At 63.6% G+C, this 20833-nt stretch carries 25 protein-coding genes; 7 read left to right on the top strand and 18 right to left on the bottom strand.

What is annotated here, in order from left to right; genetic code table 11:
• Positions 1-38: 38 nt before the first annotated feature.
• From VOI21_RS09235 to VOI21_RS09220, 4 genes are read left to right on the top strand one after another with little or no spacing between them, the layout of a single operon-like run.
• Positions 39-1898 (top strand): ABC transporter permease, encoded by a 1860-nt coding sequence (locus VOI21_RS09235; RefSeq protein ID WP_323769553.1) that lies wholly within the window; start codon positions 39-41, stop codon positions 1896-1898.
• Positions 1895-2665, top strand: a complete 771-nt coding sequence (locus tag VOI21_RS09230) for an ABC transporter ATP-binding protein (protein ID WP_323769552.1) — start codon at positions 1895-1897, stop codon at positions 2663-2665. Before VOI21_RS09235 ends, VOI21_RS09230 begins: the two co-directional genes overlap by 4 nt.
• Positions 2658-3359 (top strand): ABC transporter ATP-binding protein, encoded by a 702-nt coding sequence (locus tag VOI21_RS09225; protein ID WP_323769551.1) that lies wholly within the window; start codon positions 2658-2660, stop codon positions 3357-3359. The genes VOI21_RS09230 and VOI21_RS09225 overlap by 8 nt, the downstream gene beginning before the upstream one ends.
• Before the next feature lie 15 nt (positions 3360-3374).
• Positions 3375-3812 (top strand): MarR family transcriptional regulator, encoded by a 438-nt coding sequence (locus tag VOI21_RS09220; protein ID WP_323769550.1) that lies wholly within the window; start codon positions 3375-3377, stop codon positions 3810-3812.
• Between the two features lie 80 nt (positions 3813-3892).
• Here the strand turns inward: VOI21_RS09220 and VOI21_RS09215 are convergent, their stop codons facing one another.
• The 8 genes from VOI21_RS09215 to VOI21_RS09180 all read right to left on the bottom strand — a co-directional run bounded on the left by VOI21_RS09215 (position 3893) and on the right by VOI21_RS09180 (position 12312).
• Positions 3893-6886 (bottom strand): error-prone DNA polymerase, encoded by a 2994-nt coding sequence (locus VOI21_RS09215; protein ID WP_323769549.1) that lies wholly within the window; start codon positions 6884-6886, stop codon positions 3893-3895.
• A 169-nt stretch (positions 6887-7055) separates the two neighbouring features.
• Entirely contained in the window at positions 7056-8240 is a 1185-nt protein-coding gene (locus VOI21_RS09210; protein WP_323769548.1) for an amino acid aminotransferase, read from the bottom strand.
• 12 nt (positions 8241-8252) lie between these two features.
• Complete coding sequence (gene sseA, locus VOI21_RS09205; protein WP_323769547.1) at positions 8253-9113, bottom strand: 3-mercaptopyruvate sulfurtransferase; 861 nt, start codon at positions 9111-9113, stop codon at positions 8253-8255.
• 113 nt (positions 9114-9226) lie between these two features.
• The gene (locus tag VOI21_RS09200) at positions 9227-9517 is read right to left on the bottom strand and encodes a hypothetical protein (RefSeq protein WP_323769546.1); all 291 of its coding nucleotides are present in this window, start codon (positions 9515-9517) and stop codon (positions 9227-9229) included.
• A gap of 107 nt (positions 9518-9624) precedes the next feature.
• Positions 9625-10881, bottom strand: a complete 1257-nt coding sequence (locus tag VOI21_RS09195; RefSeq protein WP_323769545.1) for an alpha/beta fold hydrolase — start codon at positions 10879-10881, stop codon at positions 9625-9627.
• A 95-nt stretch (positions 10882-10976) separates the two neighbouring features.
• Positions 10977-11453, bottom strand: coding sequence for an SsrA-binding protein SmpB (gene smpB / locus VOI21_RS09190; RefSeq protein WP_323769544.1), 477 nt, complete (start codon positions 11451-11453; stop codon positions 10977-10979).
• 51 nt (positions 11454-11504) lie between these two features.
• Entirely contained in the window at positions 11505-11861 is a 357-nt protein-coding gene (gene uraH / locus VOI21_RS09185; protein ID WP_323769543.1) for a hydroxyisourate hydrolase, read from the bottom strand.
• 151 nt (positions 11862-12012) lie between these two features.
• Positions 12013-12312 carry a hypothetical protein gene (locus VOI21_RS09180; protein ID WP_323769542.1) on the bottom strand — a complete coding sequence of 100 codons (300 nt, stop codon included), beginning with the start codon at positions 12310-12312 and terminating at the stop codon, positions 12013-12015.
• Between the two features lie 174 nt (positions 12313-12486).
• Between VOI21_RS09180 and VOI21_RS09175 the strand changes: the two genes are divergently transcribed.
• Complete coding sequence (locus VOI21_RS09175) at positions 12487-12804, top strand: hypothetical protein (protein ID WP_323769541.1); 318 nt, start codon at positions 12487-12489, stop codon at positions 12802-12804.
• Positions 12779-13483, top strand: a complete 705-nt coding sequence (locus tag VOI21_RS09170; RefSeq protein ID WP_323769540.1) for a hypothetical protein — start codon at positions 12779-12781, stop codon at positions 13481-13483. The genes VOI21_RS09175 and VOI21_RS09170 overlap by 26 nt, the downstream gene beginning before the upstream one ends.
• Before the next feature lie 166 nt (positions 13484-13649).
• Here the strand turns inward: VOI21_RS09170 and VOI21_RS09165 are convergent, their stop codons facing one another.
• The 5 genes from VOI21_RS09165 to VOI21_RS09145 all read right to left on the bottom strand — a co-directional run bounded on the left by VOI21_RS09165 (position 13650) and on the right by VOI21_RS09145 (position 17510).
• Positions 13650-13970: a hypothetical protein gene (locus VOI21_RS09165; RefSeq protein ID WP_323769539.1), complete on the bottom strand. Its 321-nt coding sequence runs from the start codon at positions 13968-13970 to the stop codon at positions 13650-13652.
• A 264-nt stretch (positions 13971-14234) separates the two neighbouring features.
• Positions 14235-14390: a hypothetical protein gene (locus VOI21_RS09160; protein ID WP_323769538.1), complete on the bottom strand. Its 156-nt coding sequence runs from the start codon at positions 14388-14390 to the stop codon at positions 14235-14237.
• Positions 14391-14409: 19 nt separating this feature from the next.
• Positions 14410-14544: a hypothetical protein gene (locus tag VOI21_RS09155; RefSeq protein WP_323769537.1), complete on the bottom strand. Its 135-nt coding sequence runs from the start codon at positions 14542-14544 to the stop codon at positions 14410-14412.
• A 3-nt stretch (positions 14545-14547) separates the two neighbouring features.
• Positions 14548-16386 carry a tetratricopeptide repeat-containing sulfotransferase family protein gene (locus tag VOI21_RS09150; protein WP_323769536.1) on the bottom strand — a complete coding sequence of 613 codons (1839 nt, stop codon included), beginning with the start codon at positions 16384-16386 and terminating at the stop codon, positions 14548-14550.
• A gap of 95 nt (positions 16387-16481) precedes the next feature.
• Positions 16482-17510: a Hint domain-containing protein gene (locus VOI21_RS09145; protein WP_323769535.1), complete on the bottom strand. Its 1029-nt coding sequence runs from the start codon at positions 17508-17510 to the stop codon at positions 16482-16484.
• 146 nt (positions 17511-17656) lie between these two features.
• Between VOI21_RS09145 and VOI21_RS09140 the strand changes: the two genes are divergently transcribed.
• Complete coding sequence (locus VOI21_RS09140) at positions 17657-17959, top strand: DUF6916 family protein (RefSeq protein ID WP_323769534.1); 303 nt, start codon at positions 17657-17659, stop codon at positions 17957-17959.
• A 7-nt stretch (positions 17960-17966) separates the two neighbouring features.
• On the opposite strand, the gene VOI21_RS09135 is transcribed toward VOI21_RS09140, so the two are convergent.
• The 5 genes from VOI21_RS09135 to VOI21_RS09115 all read right to left on the bottom strand — a co-directional run bounded on the left by VOI21_RS09135 (position 17967) and on the right by VOI21_RS09115 (position 20714).
• Positions 17967-18428 (bottom strand): GNAT family N-acetyltransferase, encoded by a 462-nt coding sequence (locus VOI21_RS09135; protein ID WP_323769533.1) that lies wholly within the window; start codon positions 18426-18428, stop codon positions 17967-17969.
• Between the two features lie 8 nt (positions 18429-18436).
• Complete coding sequence (locus VOI21_RS09130; protein WP_323769532.1) at positions 18437-18907, bottom strand: DUF6916 family protein; 471 nt, start codon at positions 18905-18907, stop codon at positions 18437-18439.
• Positions 18908-18936: 29 nt separating this feature from the next.
• Complete coding sequence (locus VOI21_RS09125; RefSeq protein ID WP_323769531.1) at positions 18937-19467, bottom strand: phage tail protein; 531 nt, start codon at positions 19465-19467, stop codon at positions 18937-18939.
• A 90-nt stretch (positions 19468-19557) separates the two neighbouring features.
• The gene (locus tag VOI21_RS09120) at positions 19558-20097 is read right to left on the bottom strand and encodes a phage tail protein (RefSeq protein WP_323769530.1); all 540 of its coding nucleotides are present in this window, start codon (positions 20095-20097) and stop codon (positions 19558-19560) included.
• Positions 20098-20180: 83 nt separating this feature from the next.
• A complete protein-coding gene (locus tag VOI21_RS09115; RefSeq protein ID WP_323769529.1) occupies positions 20181-20714 on the bottom strand; it encodes a phage tail protein in 534 nt (177 codons plus the stop codon).
• Positions 20715-20833: the final 119 nt, after the last annotated feature.

Below are 20833 nucleotides of genomic sequence, written 5' to 3'. Positions count from 1 at the left end.
GCCGCAGGGTCGCCGGATGTTTCTGAGGACTTGACTGAATGGCCTTTCTTTTCGCCCAGTTCCTGACTGGCCTCGCCAATGCGTCGTCGCTATTCCTTGTGGCCTCTGGCCTGTCGCTGATCTTTGGCGTCACCCGAATCGTGAACTTCGCCCACGGGTCCTTTTACATGCTGGGGGCCTTTATCGGCGTCACGCTGATGGAGGTGCTGCCCGGTTCCATTGGCTTCTGGGGCGCGATCCTGCTGACCGGGCTTGCCGTCGGGGCCGTGGGGGCCTTTGTCGAAGTGGTCGTCCTGCGGCCGATTTACCGCGCACCGGAACTCTTTCAACTGGTCGCGACCTTCGGCGTGATCCTCGTGATCCAAGACCTTGCGCTGATGATCTGGGGCGCCGAGGACCGGCTGGGACCGCGTGCGCCCGGACTGCGCGGTGTCTGGCGCGTGTTCGGAGAGCCGGTGCCAAAATACGATATCGTCATCATTGCGATCACGCCCTTTATCCTCTTTGCCCTGTGGTATCTGATCACCCGAACCCGTGTCGGCATCCTTGTCCGCGCCGCGACGCAGGACCGTGAGATGGTCGGCGCGCTTGGCGTCAATCAGGCGTGGCTCTTTACCGGGGTCTTCGCGCTTGGCTCGGCGCTGGCGGGTTGGGGCGGGGCGCTGCAACTGCCCAAAGGCGGGGCGGATCTGCTGATGGATTTCAATATCATCGGCGCGGTCTTTGTCGTGGTGGTGATTGGCGGCATGGGCTCTTTGCCCGGTGCCTTTATCGCGGCGGTTCTCATCTCTGTGCTCAACGTGCTTGGCGTAACCTACCTGCCGCAGTCGACCCTTGTCCTGATGTTCGTCGTCATGGCAGTGGTGCTCATCATCCGCCCCTATGGCCTGCTGGGCCGCGAGGAAGTCGCCGGAGAACACGGTCAGGTCGGAGCACCCGAAACGCCGATCCGACCCTATGGGACCACCGGGCAACTGCTGATCGTCGCCCTGCTGGCCCTGCTGGCCGCCATGCCGCTCTTTGCCGACCGCTTTTTGCTGATCCTGATGATCGACATGTTGGTCTTTGCGCTCTTTGCCGCCTCGTTGCATTTCATCCTTGGCTCTGGCGGGCTGGTGAGTTTCGGCCATGCCGCCTTTTTCGGCGGTGGTGCTTATGCGGCGGCCCTGCTGGTCTTTCACACCGATACACCGATGGAACTGGCCTTCTTGTTTGCCCCGCTTGCCGCCGGTCTGCTGGCGCTTGGCATCGGGTGGTTCTGCATTCGGCTGACCGGCGTCTATTTCGCCATGCTCACCCTCGCGTTTTCGCAACTCGTCTGGTCGCTGGCCTTTCAGTGGCGCGGCGTGACGCGCGGCGACGATGGCCTTGTGAACATCTGGCCCTCACCCTGGCTGTCCGGCACCGTGCCCTACTACTACTTTACCCTGATCTTTGCTGTCGGCGGCATCCTCTTCCTGCGCCATGTGATCCATTCGCCCTTTGGCTACGCCCTGCGCGCCGGTCGCGACAGTCCCCGTCAGGCCGAGGCGATGGGGATCGACGTCAAGCGCATCCAGTACCTTGCCTTTGCTCTGGCCGGTGTCATGGCCGGGCTGGCGGGCGGCATTTTCGTCTTCTCCAAAGGCTCTGTCTTTCCGACCGAGCTTGAGATCGCCGCCAGCTTTGACGCGCTGATCGTGGTCTTCCTTGGCGGCGTAAAGACGCTGGCCGGGGGCGTTGTCGGCGCGGGCTTCATGACCCTTGCCGAAGACTGGTTGACCCGGCTGGAATACTGGCGGCTGGTGCTGGGCCTTGTCATCATCGCCGTCGTCATCATCGCACCAGAGGGCATCGTCGGATCGCTGCGCACGCTGTGGCAGAAGATACGCGGCAAGGATGAGGAGGCGGTGCAATGACCGAGATCCTGCGGGTCGAAAACCTGAAAAAGTCCTATGACGGCTTTCTCGCGGTCAACGGCGTCTCCTTTTCTGTCCAACAGGGAGAGCTGAAGGCGCTGATCGGACCGAACGGCGCCGGGAAATCCACCTGTTTCAACATGCTTATGGGCCAGTTGAAACCGACCGCCGGGGACGTCTACCTTGACGGGGAACGCATCACCGGCAAGAAGCCGCGCGAGATTTGGCGCAAAGGCGTCGGCCGGACCTTTCAGATCACCGGGACCTATCAGTCCATGACGGTGATCGAGAACGTCCAGATGGCGCTGATCAGCCATCATCGGCGGCTGTTTTCCATCGCCCCGCGCGCCTGGAAGCTGTACCGCGACGAGGCGTTCGAATTTCTAAAGACAGTCTCGATGGAAGATCAGGCCGACCGCCCCTGTTCTATCCTCGCGTACGGTGACCTCAAGCGGCTGGAACTGGCGATTGCCCTGACGCACCGACCGCGCCTGTTGCTGATGGACGAACCGACCGCAGGCATGTCCCCAACCGCGCGGGTCGCCCTGATGCAGTTGGTGGCCGACATCGTGGCGGCGCAGGGTGTTTCAGTGCTGTTCACCGAACATGACATGGACGTGGTTTTTGCCCATGCCCATCACATCATGGTGCTGAACCGGGGTGAGCTGATCGCTGACGGATCTGCCAACGAGGTGCGCAACAATCCGCAGGTGCAGGAAGTCTATCTGGGTGGCGGAACTCTGTTCAAGGAGGCTGCCGATGCTTAGTGTCGAAGGCATTCACAGCTACTATGGTAAGGCCGAAATCCTGCGTGGCCTGTCTTTCGGGATCAACCGGGGTGAGGTCGTCGCGCTGTTGGGGCGCAACGGTGCGGGCAAGTCCACCACCATGAAGTCGGTCATGCAACTGGTGCGTCCCCGCAGCGGGCGCGTCGTCTTTCAGGACCGCGACCTGACCGGGGCACCCGCCTTTCGTGTCGCCAAGTCCGGCATCGGCTATGTCCCCGAGGACCGGCGCATCTTCACCGACCTGACTGTGATGGAAAACCTCGAAGTCGGCCGCCAGCCAAGGCGCGAGGGCGCACCGGAATGGACCGTCGAGCAGCTTTTTGACATTTTCCCCAACCTTGCAGAGCGGCGCACCAACCGGGGCAAACACATGTCTGGCGGCGAACAGCAGATGCTGACGATCGCGCGGACCCTGATGGGCAACCCGATGCTCTTGCTGCTGGACGAGCCGTCCGAAGGGATCGCCCCGGTGATTGTCGAAGAGATGGCCGAGACGATCCTCAAGCTGAAGTCCGAAGGGCTGACCGTGATGATCTCGGAACAGAACCTTCACTTTGCCCGCGCCGTGGCGGACCGCGCCATCATCATCGAGGGCGGAGAGAAAAAGTTCGACGGAAGTTTCGAAGAGCTAGAGGTCCATCCCGAAATCCGCGACGCCTACCTGTCGGTCTGACGAAGGAACCTGCCCGTGACGAACACACCTGATGCCGAGGTTCAGAGCTATGTCCTTGAAGAGCAGATCGGGTTTCTTCTGCGCAAGGCGTATCAGCGCAATTCCAATATCTTTCTGACCCTTGTGCCGGGGAATTTGACGACCATGCAGTTCTCGATCATGCGGCAGATCGCGGTGGGCGGACCGATATCGCAGAACAAGCTTGGACGCTCTGTCGCCATGGACGGGGCAACGACCAAAGGGGTCGTTGACCGGCTTATTGCGCGGGACTTGCTGACCGCCCGGCGCGATCCCGAAGACCGTCGGCGACATTTGTTGTCTCTGACTCCACAGGGCGAAGCGTTGATAACCGAAGCTGTAGAGGCCGCAGCCCGCGTTACGGCGGAAACGCTGTCGCCCTTGACGGGCAGCGAACAGGACACCTTGCTTCGCCTGCTGTCCCGGATCACCTGATCCCCCTCCTCCATTCCCTCGCTTGATCGGCCTTTGCCACGCAACGCGTCACCTATGACCGCTTCCACCTTTGGCCCTCCTCACCTCCGGTCCAGCGGGCTGGGAAGGTCCCTTGGGTGTCTGGGTCTGCTGCGGGCGAGGTCGGATCGAACCTCGGCGGGGGTGGGTTGGGTCGTGGCGACCTTGGGCTTGCCCATTTCGGGCGTCAGGATGTGCCGCAGCAGGGCGACGGGGTGGGCGCGCAGGGTCAGACGCATGGCGACGTAATCCTCGACCACCTGTTCGCCCTCGGTCATCTGGGGCAGGTTGGCGGCCACCTCGGAGATCGCCTCACCATCCATGTCGCGGGAAAACAGCGGCAGTTCCCCGCCTTTCATCAGGGCCTTTGCCTCCCACAGGGCGGCGCGGCGCGTCAGGTCAAGGTCGGCGAAGACATCTGCCTCTGCCAGCCGCGCCAGAACCGAGGGTTGCAGGCCCGCGCGTCGCCAGACATCGCGCACCGAGCGGTAGCCGTTGCCGCGCGCCGCCGTCAGCCATGCGGCGTCGTCCTCGCTGAGGCCCTTGATCTGGCGAAACCCAAGACGCAGGGCAAGGCCGCCCCTGCCGTCCGGCTCCATCACGTTGTTCCAATAGCTGTGGTTGACGCAGACCCGCCGCACGGGGACGCCATGTTCACGGGCGTCGCGGACGATCTGCGACGGCGCGTAAAACCCCATCGGCTGGGAGTTCAGCAGCGCGCAGGCAAAGATCCCCGGATGATGGCATTTGAGCCAGGCGGAGGCATAGACCAGCAGGGCAAAGCTGGCGGCGTGGCTTTCGGGAAACCCATACGATCCAAAGCCCTCGATCTGGCTGAAACAGCGTTCGGCAAAGGCGCTGTCATAGCCCTTTTGCGCCATGCCGCGCAGAAAGAGGCTGCGGAATTCGCTGACATTGCCGTGCTTCTTGAAGGTGGCAAGGGAGCGGCGCAGGCGGTCGGCCTGTTCGGGGGTAAAGCCCGCGCCGACGATGGCGATCTGCATGGCCTGTTCCTGAAACAGCGGCACGCCGAGGGTCTTGCCCAGCACTTCGCCCAGTTCATCCGAGGGGAATTCGACGCGCTCCTCGCCGTTGCGGCGGCGGATGTAGGGGTGGACCATGTCGCCTTGGATCGGGCCGGGGCGAATGATGGCGACCTCGATCACCAGATCGTAAAAGTTGCGCGGCCGCATGCGGGGCAGAAAGTTCATCTGCGCGCGGGATTCGACCTGAAAGACACCGACGCTGTCGGCGCGGCAAAGCATGTCGTAGACGGCGGGGTCCTCGGGCGGCAGAGTCGCCAGCGTGTGCTTTGGCCCGTGATGGGTGGCGATCAGGTCAAAAGCCTTGCGGATGCAGGTGAGCATGCCAAGCGACAGCACGTCGACCTTGAGGATGCCCAGCGCATCGATGTCATCCTTGTCCCAGCAGATGACGGTGCGCCCCTCCATCGCAGCGTTTTCCACCGGCACCAGTTCGTCCAACCGCCCCTCGGTGATGATGAACCCGCCGACGTGCTGGCTGAGGTGGCGGGGAAAGCCGATGATCTCATAGATCAGTTCCATCGTCAGTTGCAGGCGGCGGTCGTCCGGGTCGAGGCCGATTTCGCGCATGCGCTGTGCCTCCAACCCCTTGGTGGAGAAGAACCCCCAAAGCTGTGAGCTAAGCGCGCCGATGGTGTCCTGAGACAGCCCCATGGCGGCACCGACCTCCCGAATGGCGCGCTTGCCACGATAATGGATGACGGTGGCGCACAGACCGGCGCGGTGGCGGCCGTAGGTCTCATAGATGTGCTGGATCACCTCCTCACGCCGCTCATGTTCGAAATCGACGTCGATGTCGGGCGGTTCATCCCGCGCCTCGCTGACGAACCGCTCAAAGACCATGGTGCCAATCTCGGGACTGACCGAGGTGACCCCCAGACAATAACAGACCACGGAATTGGCCGCCGACCCGCGCCCCTGACACAGAATCCCGCGCGACCGGGCAAAGGCGACGATATCGCGGACGGTCAGGAAATACGGCTCATAGTTCAGCTTGCCGATCAGGGCCAACTCGTGCTGCAACAGCGCCTGCACCTTCTCCGGCGCCCCCTGCGGATAGCGCCACTTCAGCCCCTCAAGGGCCAGACGCGCCAGCCGCCCCCCCGCCGTCTCGCCCCCGGTGATCTCGGACGGGTACTCATACCGCAACGATCCGATGTCAAAACCGCAACGCTCGGCCAAGGCAACCGCGCGGTCAACCGCCCCCTCATGCGGCCCCAACAGGCGGCGCATCTCGACCTCTGAGCGCAACCGCTGTTCGCCATTGGCCAGCGCCGCCCGCCCCAACCGGTCCACCCGTGCGCCAATACGGATGGCACTCAACACATCGGCCATCCGACGCCGCCGACCGTGATGCATCAGGGGGACCGCCGTCGCCACCGTGGGCAGGCCGAACCCCTCGGCCAACCGGGCCAGCAGATCGAACTGCTGACGATCCTCACCATCATAGCGCGGCGCCAACGCCAGATGCATCCGCGCGCGATGCACCTGCACCAAGGCCGCCACCCGGTCGCGCCAGCCCGCCTCCGGGGCAGCCGGCACATGCAGAATAAAGGTCAACCCCTCCACGACCTCTGGCAGATCCGACAACAGCAACCGGCAATCACCCTTCTTCGACCGCAAACGCCCCGCCGACAACATCCGGCACAACAGCGCCCAGCCCGCGCGCGAGGCCGCCAGCGCCGTCATCTCGACCCCCTCTTCAAACACCAGCCGCGCCGCCGGGATCAGCCGTGGCACATTGCGCACCGGCGCACGCGGCGGCGCAGGCACACCCGGCGGCGCAGGTGGGCCAATCAGCCCCCCTTCCGCCTCCAACCGCTCCAACTCTGCCACCTGCCGCGCAATCTCGCGGGCCGCACTATAGGCGCGCACAATCCCCGCGACAGAATTCACATCCGCCACGGCAATGGCGGACAACCCCATCAGGGCCGCACGCTCCATATACTCCTCCGGGTGCGAGGCCCCGGTGAGAAAGGTAAAATTCGAGGTGATGCAAAGCTCGGCGAACATGACAGGATATATATTCCCGTTTTGTTCTCGCTGCGAGTCCGCGTTTACGCGCCCGACCCCAGCTTCTTCTGTCTGAAAGTATCCCCGCCGGAGGCAAACCCCGAGGCAGGCGGCCAAAGGCCGCCCACGAGATATAAAGCGCGGGCCCCGCAGGGCCCGCTCCTTTGGATCAGACGCCCGCCTTGATGATCGCTTCGGCCAGCAAGGGCACGGTCTGCGCGTTCAGCCCGGCGATGTTCATACGCGAATCGCCAACCATGTAGACCCCGGAGTCAGCGCGCAGCTTTTCGACCTGCTCGGGGCTGGCCCCAAGGCGCGAGAACATGCCGCGATGCTGGGCAAGGAACCCAAACCGGTCCGACCCGGACAGGCGCTGCAACTCGCTGGCCAGCTTTTCGCGCAGGGACAGCATCCCCGTGCGCATCTCTTCCAGTTCCGCCTGCCAGTCGGCGCGCAGCGTCTCATCGGTCAGCACCATGGTCACCAGACGCGCGCCATGGTCCGGCGGGAAGGAAAAGTTCTGCCGGTTGAGATAGTTCAGCGTGCCTTGGTTCAGCTTTTTCGCGCCGCCGTCCTGCGCCACGGCCATCAGCAGGCCGGTGCGTTCGCGGTAGATGCCAAAGTTCTTGGAACAAGACGCCGCGATCAGGCATTCGGGCACCGAACCGGCGATCATCCGCACCGCCTGTGCGTCTTCCTCCAGCCCGTCGCCAAAGCCCTGATAGGCAAGGTCCACCATCGGCGTGGCCCCGGTCTGGTTCAGAAGGTCGATCACCGCCTGAACCTGGGTCGCGTTCAGGTTGGCCCCGGTCGGGTTGTGGCAGCAGCCGTGTATCAGCACGATATCGCCTTTGCCCGCCTGTGCGAGGTCGGCCATCATGCCGTCGAAATTCACGCCGCCGGTGTCATTGTCGAAATAGCGGTACATCACCGTTTCGATCCCCATGTGCTTGAGGATCGACAGGTGGTTGGGCCATGTCGGGTCACTGACAAAAACCCGCACGTCGGGATTGGCCATCTTGGCCATGTCGAAGGCCTGCCGCACCGCCCCGGTGCCGCCGGGCGTTGCCGCCGCGGCCACGTTGTCGCGCGCCACCGAGTCGCCCAGCACCAGCGCGACCATCGCGTCGGCAAAGCCGGGGTCACCCGCGAGGCCGGTATAGGCCTTGGTCTGCTCGGCCTGCCACAGCTGCTGTTCGGCGGATTTGATCGCGCGCATGATCGGCGTATTGCCAGAGGCGTCCTTGTAGACGCCGACGCCAAGGTCGATCTTGCCGTCGCGTGGGTCCTCGCGGAAGGACTGCATCAGCATCAGGATCTTGTCGGCGGGTTGTTCCTTGATCGTCTCGAACATCTTTTTCTCCGGTCAGTCGGCAGGTCCCGTGGCGACGGGCAGCGTGGCAAAGGCGCCCCACTCCGACCACGAGCCGTCATAAAGTGAATGGTCTGTCTTGCCGATGCGTTCCATCGCAAGGCTGAGGATCGCCGCTGTCACGCCCGACCCGCAGGTGGTGATCGCCGGTTTCGACAGGTCGACGCCTGCGGCCTCAAAGACCGTGCGCAGACCGTCATTGTCCTTGAGCGTGCCGCCCTCGGTCAGCAGATCCCGGTAGTAGACGTTTTTCGATCCCGGGATATGGCCCGCGCGCAGCCCCTCGCGCGGTTCCGGGGCCTCCCCGGCGAAACGCGCCGGTGAGCGGGCGTCGATCACCTCTGTATTCTTGAGCTTGGCGGCGGCTGAGACCTGCGTGACGTCGCGTACCAGATGGGCCTGACGGCGCACGGTCATGTGACGGTCGCGCACCATCGGGGCCATATCCTCGACCGCGCGGCCCTCGGCCTGCCACTTGGCGAACCCGCCGTCCAGCACGGCGATGTCATCCTTGCCCATCAGCTTGAACAGCCACCAGACGCGGGGGGCGGAAAACAGACCCATGCCGTCATACACCACCACCTGATGGCCGTCGCCGACCCCCATGGCGCGCAGGCGCGACATGAATTTCTCTGGCGGCGGTGCCATGTGCGGCAGGTCCGACCGGGCGTCGGACACATCGTCAATGTCGAAAAAGCGCGCGCCGGGGATATGCCCGGCGGCATATTCGGCGCGTGGGTCCCGGCCCATATCGGGCAAGTACCAGCTTGCATCGAGGACCCGCAGGTCAGGGTCATTCAGGTGCTGCGCCAGCCATTCGGTAGAGACAAGCGTCTTGGGATCGTCAACGAACATGGGCCCCCCTCATCCGTGATACCCATGTGATTAGGCAAGAGGGCAGCGGCTTGCAAGCGGGTCGCGTCGCGAACCGGCCCCCGGGGCGGAAATGCCACCCCGGAGGCAAGTGATTACTTGGCCAGCATGCCACGCAGGGCGCTGACAATCGCCAGAACCACACCGCCCCCGGCACCACCCGCTGCGACCTGACCGATGATCGCGCCGATATCCAGACCACCGGCCTCACCCGCGGCCCCTGCCATTTCAGGCGCGCCCAGCATACCCAGGATCGTGCCACCGAGGCCGCCACCCACGATGCCCGAGATCGAGTTGATCAGCGTGCCTTGATCGATCTTCTTGACCAGACCGCCCGCCGCGTTACCGCCCAGCGCGCCCGAGATCAGTGCAATGATAAGTTCCATGTCCGTCCCCTTAACTCGTCCCCACCTTGGGACGCGACATCCCTAGCCGGTCAGGGGGCGGCGCGGCACGGGAATGGCGGGACCGGTTTCCCCGCCTTGGCCGCACGTCAATGCGCGTGACGCAGGAAAAAGCTTTCGACCATGTCCAGCGCGGTGTTCCGCGTGGCATCGCGTTCTTTGTATATCTCGTGGAAGGCCCCGTTGATGGCCGAGAACTGGCAAGCATAGCCCTTGTCCGCCGCAAGGCTGGCGGCGTTCAGGTCGTCGCAGAACCCGGTGTGGCGGGACAGGTCCGGCGGGGCGTCGAAGACGCCGGGGTATTGCCGGTAGGCCCGCAAGTCGCGCGTGCCACTCAGCAGCAGGACCGGTGTATCGACCATGCGCGCAAGGCTTTCGGGCGCACGCATCTCACGCAGAAAGCGGACAGAGCCACGCGTCCAGTTGTTGGTGGTGCCGCCGATCTGCGGCCCTTGCCAGTTTTCCCCGGCGTATTCCGCCTTGCGAATGTCGCTCCAGTCAAACTGATCCCACATATGGGTGCGCAGCGCAAAACGGGCGCGACTGCGGGTCATCATCGCCTCCGCGTCCTGTTCGAAACTGCGGGTGCCGGGCTGATAAGGGCCAAAGGTTCTGGCCGAGGCATAGTCGTGGCATAGGCGGGCATTCCAGACCCACGCCACGGCGCAGCGCCACCAGCCCTGCACCGCGACCCCGGTTTCGGAATAGATCCGCAGGTTGAGCCAGCGGGCCCGTTTGCCGGTGTAGCTGATGTAGTTCACATGGATCATCGCGCTGACGAGGGCCGCCGCGTCAAAAGGTGTGTCACCGCCGACCTTTTGCAGATAGCCGATGGCAATGGCACCGCCCATGGAGTTCGAGGTCAGGAACAGCGGCAGATCGGACCGCGCGCCCAGCGCAGATAAGTCCGCCTCGACCGCTTCGACGAACTGCGCGAAATCCTCAATGTAGTCATCAAAATTCTCTACGTGGCTTTTGTCGGGATCGTCCAGCAGGCGTGGCGACAGGCCCTGCCCGCGATGGTCGATCACATAGACGGGCGCAAAGCCACGGGCGATGAAATCAATCGCGGTTTCGGCAAATTCATAAGATGGCTCACTGCGGCCCGGCGCGATCACAAGCGCGCCCTTGGCCCCCGGCGCACAGCCAAACCGGCTGTAGCGCAGGCGATAGCCATCGTGGGGCATGGTCAGCACGCGCCGCTCCCAGCCCGGGTCTGTCGTGGCCTCACCGCAATCGGCATCGCGCGCCAGATAGGCCACTGTCTTTTCGAAAACCGTAGCCTCATCCAGCGCCAAAACCGGCGCGGCCAAGACTGCCAAAAGCACAAACAGGAAATGTCGCAATGTCACAGCGCCCCAAATCGTCCGCGCTTGTGCGAACGGGTCACCGACAGAAAATCACCTGACGCCACTCAACGTCAAGTGGATCAGTACCTGGCTCAGTGACGCTCTTTCAAAAGGCGCTGTTTCTGTCGGGCCCAATCGCGCTTGGCCTCTGTCTCACGCTTGTCGTGGTTCTTCTTGCCCTTGGCGATGCCGATCTTGAGCTTGGCGATACCCTTGTGGTTGAAGTACATCACCAGCGGCACCAGCGTCATGCCCTCGCGCTGGGTGGCGTTCCACAGCCTGGACAGCTCTTTCTTGGAGACCAGCAGCTTGCGCCGTCGGCGTTCCTCATGGCTGAACATCGCGCGCTCGTAGGGGGCGATGTAAGAGTTCACCAGCCAGAGTTCACTTTCCTCGACCGCCGCATAGCTTTCGGCGATGTTGGTGGTGTTCTCGCGCAGGGATTTGACCTCTGACCCGGTCAGGATGATACCGCATTCGATATCGTCCTCGATCGCGTAATCATAGCGCGCGCGCCGGTTCTCGGCGATCACCTTGTAGTTCGGGTCAGACTTGGGTTTCTTGGCCATGGTCCGTCTAGATAGTCACGGATACCGGGCGTGTAAACTGGCCGCCGACGCTCAACTGCCCCTGTAAGTCGAATAGCCAAAAGGCGAGAGCAGCAGCGGCACATGGTAATGCGTCTCTTCGGCCATGCCAAAGCGGATCGGCACCTGATCCAGAAACAGCGGCTCATCGCCCGCCTGCCCTGTCGCGCGCAGATAGTCGCCCGCACCGAAGATCAGTTCATAGCTGCCGGGTTTGAACTTGCCCTTTGGCAGGATCGGCGCATCGGTGCGGCCATCCGCGTTGGTGACCGCCTCGGCGATCTTGCGGTGGGAATTGCCCGACACGCGGTACAGCAGGATGGTCATGCCCTCTGCCGGGCAGCCCCGCGCGGTGTCCAGCACATGTGTCGTCAGATAGCCGTCGCCCATGGTTCTGCCCTTTAACATGCCCTGCGGTCAGTCAGGCGCATCGGCGGGTCGGGGTCAAGACAAGACCGCCCGACAGGCAAAGGCCCCGGGCTGTGCCGCCCGGGGCCGTATCCCCGCATGTGCGGGGCTGCTCGAAAGTGTTGCGGTCCGGTTACCAGCAGCGGTTGTGGCGACCGTTGTAGCGGCAGTTGTCCCGCCGTCCGTTGCGCTGTTTCCATTTTCCGCCGTGGCGGTGGTGGTTGCGATAGACCTTGCGGTGCGAGTTGTGATGCCTCACGACGCGGCCCCGGTTGTTGTTCTCAAGCGCCTGTCCCAGAATGTAGAGACCGATTGCAGCCCCGACAAAACGTTTTACGTTCTTGTCATGCCCGGCCTGAACCGGCGAGGCTGCAGCCAACGAGACGACAAGCGCGCCTGCGGCAAGCAGCGAAGTGATGAAACGTGCAGACATGGGTCAATTCCTTTCGGATGAATGGTCCGGAGCACCGTCAAGTCGGGAACTCCGGACCCCAGCGTCGCGTCAGTCGGCCCTGTGTCGCAATATCAGCCCACTGCTATCGGATAACCGCGGTACCAGCCCCTTCACGTTATTGAATTTCTTCGGCTGGAGGCGCAGGTTGGCATCATGTCCCAAACCGGTCGCCATATCATGTTCTCAGCCCTCTCTCGCGGGTTTGCCGCAGCCCTGCTGCTTGTCACGCTGGCCCTGCCCAGCGCCGCCGCTGCGGATTGCTACGTGCATTACAAGGCCAAGCGCAATAAACCTTACGGGCTGCACTATGGCATCGTGCATGTGTCCGGCAGTTGCCCGTCGTCGCCGCAGCGCACCGTTCAGTCGCGGATTTCCTCTGGCGGCTGGAGTATCCTGAACATCGTCAAGGTCACGACCGCGCGTCCCAACTCATCGGAAATTGCCAGTGCAGGCTCACACTATTACCGCTAGCGAAAGTCGCCGTTCAGGCTCGCGGATCGTCACGGGGGGCATCATTGCCATCGTGGCGATTCTGGCCATTGTGGGGGCGGTGCTGATGCTGACTCTGCCTGACGCCAATGCGTTCAACATGCGGGTCGAACGGATATTCATCGAAAACGACAACCTGAACAGTCAGGCAGAGGTCAAGCTGCTAGAGATCCTCGCCCAGTCCGGCACCTCGTTTTCCGACACGCTGGCCAGTTACCGGGTGGTGATCTTTGTGCTGCTGGTCTTTGCCGCCGCGATGCTGGTGGCGGCGCTGGTCTTTCTGGTGATGCTGGTGTCGCTGAACCGCCGCATGGCACAGATCGAACGGTCGGGGATCGAGGTGTCCAGCCTGATCATCTCACGCGAGGAAAACACCGTTTACCTGAACACCATGGGATTCAAACTGACAGAAGCGATGATGGAAACGCTGGCGGTGCTGGCAGAGGCGCGGCTGGACGATGAGATGCTGTCCGGCAGCCAGATCGAGTCGATGATCTCGGGCAAGGCAGAGGCCGACTGCGATGAGGCCGCCGGGGCCACACGGATCAAGCGGCTGCGCGACGGACTGGGCAACCAGATGGTCAGCGAGTTGCTGGTCAAGAACATCGCCCGGCGCGGCTATATGCTGGCCATCGACAAAGGTGTAATCGAAGTTTTGTAGGGGCCCCTTTGCCCCCCCCACGACGGGCGTTGCGGCCACCTGTCGGCGCGAACCGGGCCGATCCCAGTGTTTTGGCGTTCTTGCGGTGCCGGTGGCGTTCCGGCGTTCCCCTTGCGGCGGATCAAGGGCGGTAAACTGTTGCATCCGCACGCACGCCGGAGCGGCATTACAGCATGGTAGATCTGGCCAATCCGCCAAGCGCCGCCACCAGTGGCTGCGGCGCGTAGCGGTCGCGGGCGCTCCAGTACCGGCCCGAGGTCTTGTAGCTGAAGCGCACATTCGGCTGGACGTGGGCCGCCAATTGCGCCTGTGTCAGGATCGTCAGGCCCTGCGCCGCCTCTGCGGACGGCTCCTGATCCGGCCAGACGGCCACGGCGCGCGTCATCAGCCCCGGCCCGGTCTTGAGCCATGTGCCGTCGTTCTCGCGCGCCAGCAGGGACCGCACCGCCCAGAGCGGCGCCGGGTGTCCGAAAGGCGCACAGATCACATTGTTGGCCAGTTGAAAGGCGCGGGCGAAAATGCTCGCGCGGGCTGGCCAGATCGGCCCTGGCGCGGGCCAGCGACTCTTCGGGGCCGGCAAACAGCCCGGCGGTGAAGACGTGGAACTCTGCCCGTCGCGACGGCGCAAGGCGCTGTTCCAGCCCACCGGTCACGCGTTCTGCCGCGTCCGGGAGCACAATCAGCCGCACCCGGCTGGCCAGAAACTGCGCGGTCAATTGTGAAATAAGCGCGCGCGCAGTCACGCTGTCCATCACCGCCAGCGCGCAATCGACATGGCCGCCCTGCTCGCCCAGTTTGAAAAACCGCAGTAGTTCGGGTCTGTCATGCCGGGGGCGGCGCTGGCCAGATCGTCCAGAAGATCCCGCGGGGCGCTGACGGCGGCCTCGGGCTGTCCCATATGCATCATCAGCCCGGCCCGCCGCGCCTCAGCGCGGGATCATCTGGACGTATATCCAGCGCCTCGACCGCCAGCGCCAACGCCAACGCCTGATCGGCATCGTCCCCCGGGTCAGCGTGAAATCGACCAGCGCCAGCAGGTCGGAGATGGTCTGTGGGGTCAAGACTCAGGCATCCAGCCCACAGGCCAAACGCTCCTCGGCGGTCAATGCCTCGCCAAGCGCCTTGGCCAGCGGTCCCAGATGCGCACCATAGCGCCGCCAGCGGGCAACCGAGGTGCCATAAATCGGCGCACGCACCTGCGCCACCGAGGCGGTATTGACCTGCCGCGTGGACGCCGTGTGATCCAGCACATCCCCGTGCCAGTCCAGCCCTAGAAATTCCAGCACCGCGCGGGCCTGCCCCTCGGGGTCGGCGACCAGTGCCTCATAGGGGACCTCTTGCACGCGGTCCGGCAGCAGAGATGTCCAGTGTTTGGCATTGAGGTCGAACTGACGCCAGGATTCGGCCAGATCCTCAAGGTCGGTCGAGACCGGCTGGTTCTGGCCAAAGTTTTGCAGGTAGTTCGACATCAGCCCGTCCAGCGGGTGCCGCCGCATGATCAGGAATTTGGCCTCTGGCAAGGCCAGCGCCAGCAACCCGATGTAAAGCTGGTTGCCCGGCATCTTGTCGGTGACGCGGGGGCTGCGCAGCCCCTCGCCGTGCAGGAAGGCCTGATATTCCTCGCCCAGCCGGGTGAAATCATCATCGGTTAGGTCGGTGTCGGCGGCGCGTTCTTCCAAGACCGCGCGCAGGCGCGGGTTGGCCTGAAAGGCGCGCTGCACCGCCAGCATCTCTCCGCCCGCCTGCACGGCGGGATGACGCGACAACATCTGCTCCATCAAGGTGGTGCCAGAGCGCGGCAGCCCGCAGACAAAAACCGGCGCCACGCCGCGCAGCCCGGCACCTGCGTGGCGGTCCAGAAGCGCGGGAATCACCAGCGCGCGCAGCCGCTCGGCGCGGGCGGTATTGGCGGCGCGGTCGTAGGGAAACAGGGCGCGCGTCAGGCGGTTGCCTTCGGCATAATGGGCAAAGGCGGCGTCGGGATCACCCAGATCGTCCTGCGCCTTGCCAAGCGCAAATTCCAGCGTGGCGCGGGCCTCATCGGGCAGTTGGTCGGCCTTTTGCGCCACCGCCTGCAAGCCCTGCCATTCGGGGCTGTCGGATTTGATCTTGCGCAGGTTCGCCAACCGCGTGAAGGCCGACAGCGCCATTCCCGGCAGCGCCGCAGCCCGGAGAAAGGTCTGCGCCGCCTCTTCCATCCGGCCGGAGGCGGCCAGCGTATTGCCCAGATGCAGCCAGGCCTCCCCGGCCTGAGGGGCCAGTTCGATGGCGCGGCGGGCGTGGTGTTCCGCAGCCTCGTGGCGTTCCCGGCGAAACAGCGCGTGAGCGAGGTTCACATGCACCGCCACCGACTGCGGGTCGATTGCCAGCGCCCGGAACAGTACATCGACGGCGCGCTGGAAATGGCCGGTGCGCAGGCAGGCCTGCGCGAGGTTCAGGTGCACGTCCAGGACATCGGGATCCAGAGCAATGGCGCGGTCCAGATGCGGAATGGCGCGGGCGTAATCCTTGGCCACCACCAGCGCCGCGCCAAGATTGGCATGGGCCAGCGCATAATTTGGCGCAACCTCGACCGCTGTCTGGAACTTTTCGCGGGCGGCGTCCATCTTGCCCTGCTGCGCCAGCAGGGTTCCGATATCGACCAGAACGGCCACGTCTTCGGGCTGATGGGTGATGACCTCGTCCAGCAGCGCCATACCCTCTTCGGCTTGCCCCAGATGAACAAGGTTCAACCCCTTGAGGTGCACCAGACGGGGATGGCCGGGGTATTGCTCCAGCAAGCGGTCCAAGGCTGTACCGGCCTCCGCAAAACGGCCGGCATTCTGGTGGCGGGCAATGCGGGCCAGTTCAGCATTGACGGAGTCAAGAGCGGCTGCGTCGGTCGGCGCGGCGGGGCTGGTCATGTCAGGGTCTCCCATTCGGCACCCGGAGAAGGGCAAGCGCGCCCGGGGAAGTCAATCCCCCGGGCGCGGCGCGAGTCACAATAAAATAGCGGCGATCAAGCGGCGCGGATGGTCCGGCCCAATGCCTCTGCACGGGTCTCCAGACGGGCGCGGATCTGCGGCGGCAGGTGGCGTGCGGCGCTGATGCGCGGCGTGGCCATTTCCGGGATCGCCGGTGCGTCCGTGCGCTCTGCCCCGTTCACAAAACCGTCGCGACCGATGAAATCGACATAGGTTTCCGCCGGGCAGCCCTCGGCCAGCAACAGCTCATGTGTGCCGGTCTCGACGTGGAAATAGGTAAAGCCCGCGCCGGGCATCCGGGCCTCACGGGTCACGGTGCTGCCGTTGATCAGGGCGCTGGCGTTGACCAGATAGCCGTCGATGCCGATGGCGTGGTCGGGCGAGACCAGCAGATCGCGCGCGGGAACAGTGTCACCCAGCGCACCGGCGGATATGCGGATCGGGTTGACCTTGGCGGGATTTGTCGTCGCCGTCTGAACCGGCTGTTCGCCCAGCCATGCTACGGTGGTGGTGCCGCCGGTCGCCGTCAGCACGGTGTCGCCCGCACGCAGGTCCTGAACCGGTTTGGTGCCGTTCGGGGTGGCGATCAACGTGCCTTCGAGGAAGCACAGCAAGGTGGCGTTCAGACTGTCGATGGCCAGACCACCCGGGTTGGTCGCGGTAAAGCGGATTTCCGAAAACACCTTGGTCTCTGCGCCCAGATTGATGATCTGGTTGCTGGTGACGTTGGTGACCGTGATGTTGTTGGTGACGTTGTCGCCGTTGACGGACACGAAAGTCACGTTCCAATTGCCGGAATAAACCGTGCCGATCTCCAGTTGCAGTCCGTTGCCCGCAAAGAACTGGTTCACCTCTGTGCCAGCGACGTCAAAGGTAAACGCACCAAGCGTGCCGAAGTCCGACAGCGTAAAAGAGCCGTCCGGTGCAATGGACGGGCTGTAAGAAATCTGGTTAGCGCCGGGGTTGCCCACCGTGCTGATCGTGAAATTGACACCGGTGTCATTGAATGCCACCGAAGAGGCATTGACCACCACGCCCCCGTCATTGAAATCGAACGTTGCCATGTGCTCACCCCTTGCGACGCGCATATTTGATAATAAGCTTAACGGAATCCCCGTTTATTGAGTCATAAGCCGGGATCTGGAACTTGAAAACCCCCCGTATGGTTGCATAAAGGGCAAAATAGTCGCCCGCTGCCCGGAGATCGCCCATGGATATTTCGACTTTGACCGCCGACAAACTGGAACCGCTGGTGGGCCAGCCCGTTTCGGTCGCCACGCCTGAAGGCGCGTTGCCCCTGACACTGGATGCGGTCGCGCCGCATCCCGACCACACCCAGCCCGAGGATGCGGCGCGCACGGGCTTTACCCTGACCCTCAGCGGGCCGCTTTCGCCGATGCTGCAACAGGGCGCGTGGGAGATCACCCTGCCCGGCCTTGGCGTTGCCGCGCTGTTCCTGTCGCCCTACAACCAGACCGAAGACGCAACCCGCTACGAGATCATCTTTAACTGATCGCGGATCAGGGGCACCATTCCATCGTCAGATGGACGCCCGTGTCGCCGGTCGCCACGAACCCCATCCGCCGATAGAGCCCGGCGGCAGGGTTGCCGTGCTGAACGCTGAGCCTGACGGGCTGGTTTGCGGTTGTGGCCTCTTGCTGTATGCCGCGCAACAGGCGGGCGCCAAGCCCTTGGCCCCTCACATCCGACAGCACCGACAGATCGACCAGATGCAGCGCCTCTGCCCCCCGGTCCAGACGCAGTTGCCCCACGTCCCGCCCGTCCAGATGGACGATGTCATGACTGGCGCGCGGAAAGGCCTGCGCATAGCCCCGGCTCTGGGCGTCGAACTGCAGGTCGATCATCTGCTGCCGCGCCCCCTCTGGCAGTGGCAGGGCGGCAAGGTCGGGCCGCGCCTCGGTGAACAGATGCAATAGAAACGCCCGATCCGCAGCACGGACCGGGCGCAGGATCAGGTCCACCGATCGGCTCAGTTCAGGACGATCGCGATGTCGGCACCGCCATGTTTGCGCGGCACCGCCGTCATATAGAGATCGGCCGCCCCCATGCGCGGATGCCAGACCCGGTGCACACCGTGACCGTCCGCAACCAAGGGCGCGACATCCGGGCTGTCGAACAGCGCGGTGACGCTTTCGCGGCGCACAAGCTCGCCGGGGCGCGCAGGACCAGAGGCCCCCGGCTCCAGCGCGACAAGTTTCAGCACCACGTTGCCATGCGCCTTGGTGGAGACGCGGAACCTGTCGCCGACCAGACTGGCCAGTTCCTCGGCTGTGGCATCATGCCAGCGCGGGGCCTTGACCGCGACCGGTCCCGCCGCCTTGACCACCGGTGCGGTGGTTTCAGTGCGGGCGAATGCCATTCCCGGCAATGCGGTCAGGCCCGCAAGGGCCGCCTGCCCTGCCAGAACCGCGCGCCGTGTAAGACTGTTCAGAACACCCATGGCGCTCTCCTTTGTTTCAATGGGTCGCATCAGTTGCGCGACGGATAAACGCCGAACAGAGCGATGATGTAGTGCACCCCCAGAAAGGGTGACAGGTTGGTGTGCGACTGGCTGCCGCCGACGTTGTTTTGCTGAATCGTCGCGGCATCCAGATCCACATCGTCCGCCGGAGTGTTGGCGCGAAAGATCGTGGACCCGGATGCCAGCATGTTGCCGGCCGGATCGGTCAGGTTGCCACCACGGGATTCAGCCCGCATCTTGACGCTGTGATTGTGCGAGGGCATTTCATTTTGGGTCAGCGTCACACGTTCTATGCCGCCTTTTGCCCCAAGGCGGTAATCCGACAGACCCGGCCCGTGGCCTGCGTGTATCGCTGCGCGTCCGCGCAGATCCGGCAGACCGAACGTCGTGCGCCCGTCCCCGCCATAGATCGTCCCCAGCAGCGAGAACAACGCGTCGTTCTGCGAAACCGCCAGCAACTGACCATCGCAGAAGGCCCATCCGCGTGGCGCAAAGTTGCCCGCAAACATCGTGATTTGGGCGACATACGGTTCAGACATCTTGCAATTCCCTTTTGTATCTATGTTCGATCCCACGGGAGACGGGCAGGTCGGCCTTTGGCGCGGCGCTGCCTCCGTCCCCGATGCCCGTCAGCTGCGCGACGGAAACAAACCCTGAAGAGCGATGATGTAATTCACTGCCTGAAAGGGCGGCATGTTGTAGTGCGACTGGCCGCCGCCAGCGTTGAACTGCTGGATCATCGCGGCATCCAGATCCACATCGTCCGCCGGTGTATTGGCGCGAAAGATCGCGGATCCCGATGCCAGCATGTTGCCGGCCGGATCGGTCAGGTTGCCGCCACGGGATTCGGCCCGCATCTTGACGCCGTGGTTGTGCGCGGGCAGCTCATTCACGGTCAGGGTCACGTACTCTGCGCCGCCCTTTTGACCAAGACTGTATGGCGACAGCCCGGGCCCCTGCGAGCCATTGCCCGAATGCACCGGGATTCGACCGCGCAGATCGGGCAAGGCAAAAGAGGTGCGCCCATCGCCGCCATAGGTTGTCCCCAAGAGGGAATAGAGCGATTGGTTCTGGTTGATCGGCAATATCTGACCATCGCAGAGGGCCCATCCGCGCGGCGCGAAATTACCCCCGAACAGCGAGATTTCGGCAAGAAATGGTTCTGACATGGTGGAACTTTCTGTGTCTGTAATGGCTCTCTTGGAACGACGGTCCGGCGGTCCGTCACGGGATGCGGCTGGTCAGCGCCACCCTAGCTTCGCGACGGGTAGACCCCTTGCAGTGCAATAATGAAATTCAACGCGAGATAGGGTGGCATGTTGTTGTGCGACTGGCTGCCGCCGACGGTGGTCTCCTGGATCATCGCAGGATCCATGTCCACGTCGTCCGCAGGTGTGTTGGCACGATACACTGTCGTACCCGACGCCAGCATATTGCCCGCCGGGTCCGTCAGGTTGCCACCGCGGGATTCCGCGCGCGACTTCACGCTATGATTGTGATTGGGGATTTGAAGTTCGGTCAGCGTGACCGTCTCAACCCCGCCCTTTTCCCCGAGCGTATAGGGTGTCAGGCCGGGTCCGCGCCCCGGATTTACCGCCGCGCGCCCCCGCAGGTCCGGCAGGGCGAATGTGGTCCGCCCGTCGCCGCCGTAGATCGTGCCAACCAGCGAAAAGAGCGCCGTGTTCTGGCTGACCGGCAAGAGCTGCCCATCGCAAAAGGCCCAGCCCCGGGGCGCAAAATTGCCTGCGAACGGTATGACTTGGGCGATGAAAGGGTTTGCCGGCATGTGAATAATCCCTGTTGCTCTAATCTTCCTGTAAAAGCCTAAAGGCCGGAATATCATTCTGTAAAGCATTAACGGACTGGCGGACTGCCCTAACGTCACTCTTTGATGTGTCACCCGGT

The organism is Antarctobacter sp. (assembly GCF_034670325.1).
In the GTDB taxonomy this organism is placed as follows: domain Bacteria; phylum Pseudomonadota; class Alphaproteobacteria; order Rhodobacterales; family Rhodobacteraceae; genus Antarctobacter.
Note: the sequence above shows the minus strand (reverse complement) of the source record. Positions and strands in the feature narration are given on the sequence as shown.

Bases quoted from the DNA above. Each gene is read 5' to 3' on its own strand.
- VOI21_RS09235 (WP_323769553.1), top strand. From the start codon at position 39: ATGGCCTTTCTTTTCGCCCAGTTCCTGACTGGCCTCGCCAATGCGTCG.
- VOI21_RS09230 (WP_323769552.1), top strand. From the start codon at position 1,895: ATGACCGAGATCCTGCGGGTCGAAAACCTGAAAAAGTCCTATGACGGC.
- VOI21_RS09225 (WP_323769551.1), top strand. From the start codon at position 2,658: ATGCTTAGTGTCGAAGGCATTCACAGCTACTATGGTAAGGCCGAAATC.
- VOI21_RS09215 (WP_323769549.1), bottom strand. From the start codon at position 6,886: ATGTTCGCCGAGCTTTGCATCACCTCGAATTTTACCTTTCTCACCGGG.
- VOI21_RS09210 (WP_323769548.1), bottom strand. From the start codon at position 8,240: ATGTTCGAGACGATCAAGGAACAACCCGCCGACAAGATCCTGATGCTG.
- sseA (WP_323769547.1), bottom strand. From the start codon at position 9,113: ATGTTCGTTGACGATCCCAAGACGCTTGTCTCTACCGAATGGCTGGCG.
- VOI21_RS09200 (WP_323769546.1), bottom strand. From the start codon at position 9,517: ATGGAACTTATCATTGCACTGATCTCGGGCGCGCTGGGCGGTAACGCG.
- smpB (WP_323769544.1), bottom strand. From the start codon at position 11,453: ATGGCCAAGAAACCCAAGTCTGACCCGAACTACAAGGTGATCGCCGAG.
- uraH (WP_323769543.1), bottom strand. From the start codon at position 11,861: ATGGGCGACGGCTATCTGACGACACATGTGCTGGACACCGCGCGGGGC.
- VOI21_RS09180 (WP_323769542.1), bottom strand. From the start codon at position 12,312: ATGTCTGCACGTTTCATCACTTCGCTGCTTGCCGCAGGCGCGCTTGTC.
- VOI21_RS09175 (WP_323769541.1), top strand. From the start codon at position 12,487: ATGTCCCAAACCGGTCGCCATATCATGTTCTCAGCCCTCTCTCGCGGG.
- VOI21_RS09160 (WP_323769538.1), bottom strand. From the start codon at position 14,390: ATGATGCATATGGGACAGCCCGAGGCCGCCGTCAGCGCCCCGCGGGAT.
- VOI21_RS09150 (WP_323769536.1), bottom strand. From the start codon at position 16,386: ATGACCAGCCCCGCCGCGCCGACCGACGCAGCCGCTCTTGACTCCGTC.
- VOI21_RS09145 (WP_323769535.1), bottom strand. From the start codon at position 17,510: ATGGCAACGTTCGATTTCAATGACGGGGGCGTGGTGGTCAATGCCTCT.
- VOI21_RS09140 (WP_323769534.1), top strand. From the start codon at position 17,657: ATGGATATTTCGACTTTGACCGCCGACAAACTGGAACCGCTGGTGGGC.
- VOI21_RS09130 (WP_323769532.1), bottom strand. From the start codon at position 18,907: ATGGGTGTTCTGAACAGTCTTACACGGCGCGCGGTTCTGGCAGGGCAG.
- VOI21_RS09125 (WP_323769531.1), bottom strand. From the start codon at position 19,467: ATGTCTGAACCGTATGTCGCCCAAATCACGATGTTTGCGGGCAACTTT.
- VOI21_RS09120 (WP_323769530.1), bottom strand. From the start codon at position 20,097: ATGTCAGAACCATTTCTTGCCGAAATCTCGCTGTTCGGGGGTAATTTC.
- VOI21_RS09115 (WP_323769529.1), bottom strand. From the start codon at position 20,714: ATGCCGGCAAACCCTTTCATCGCCCAAGTCATACCGTTCGCAGGCAAT.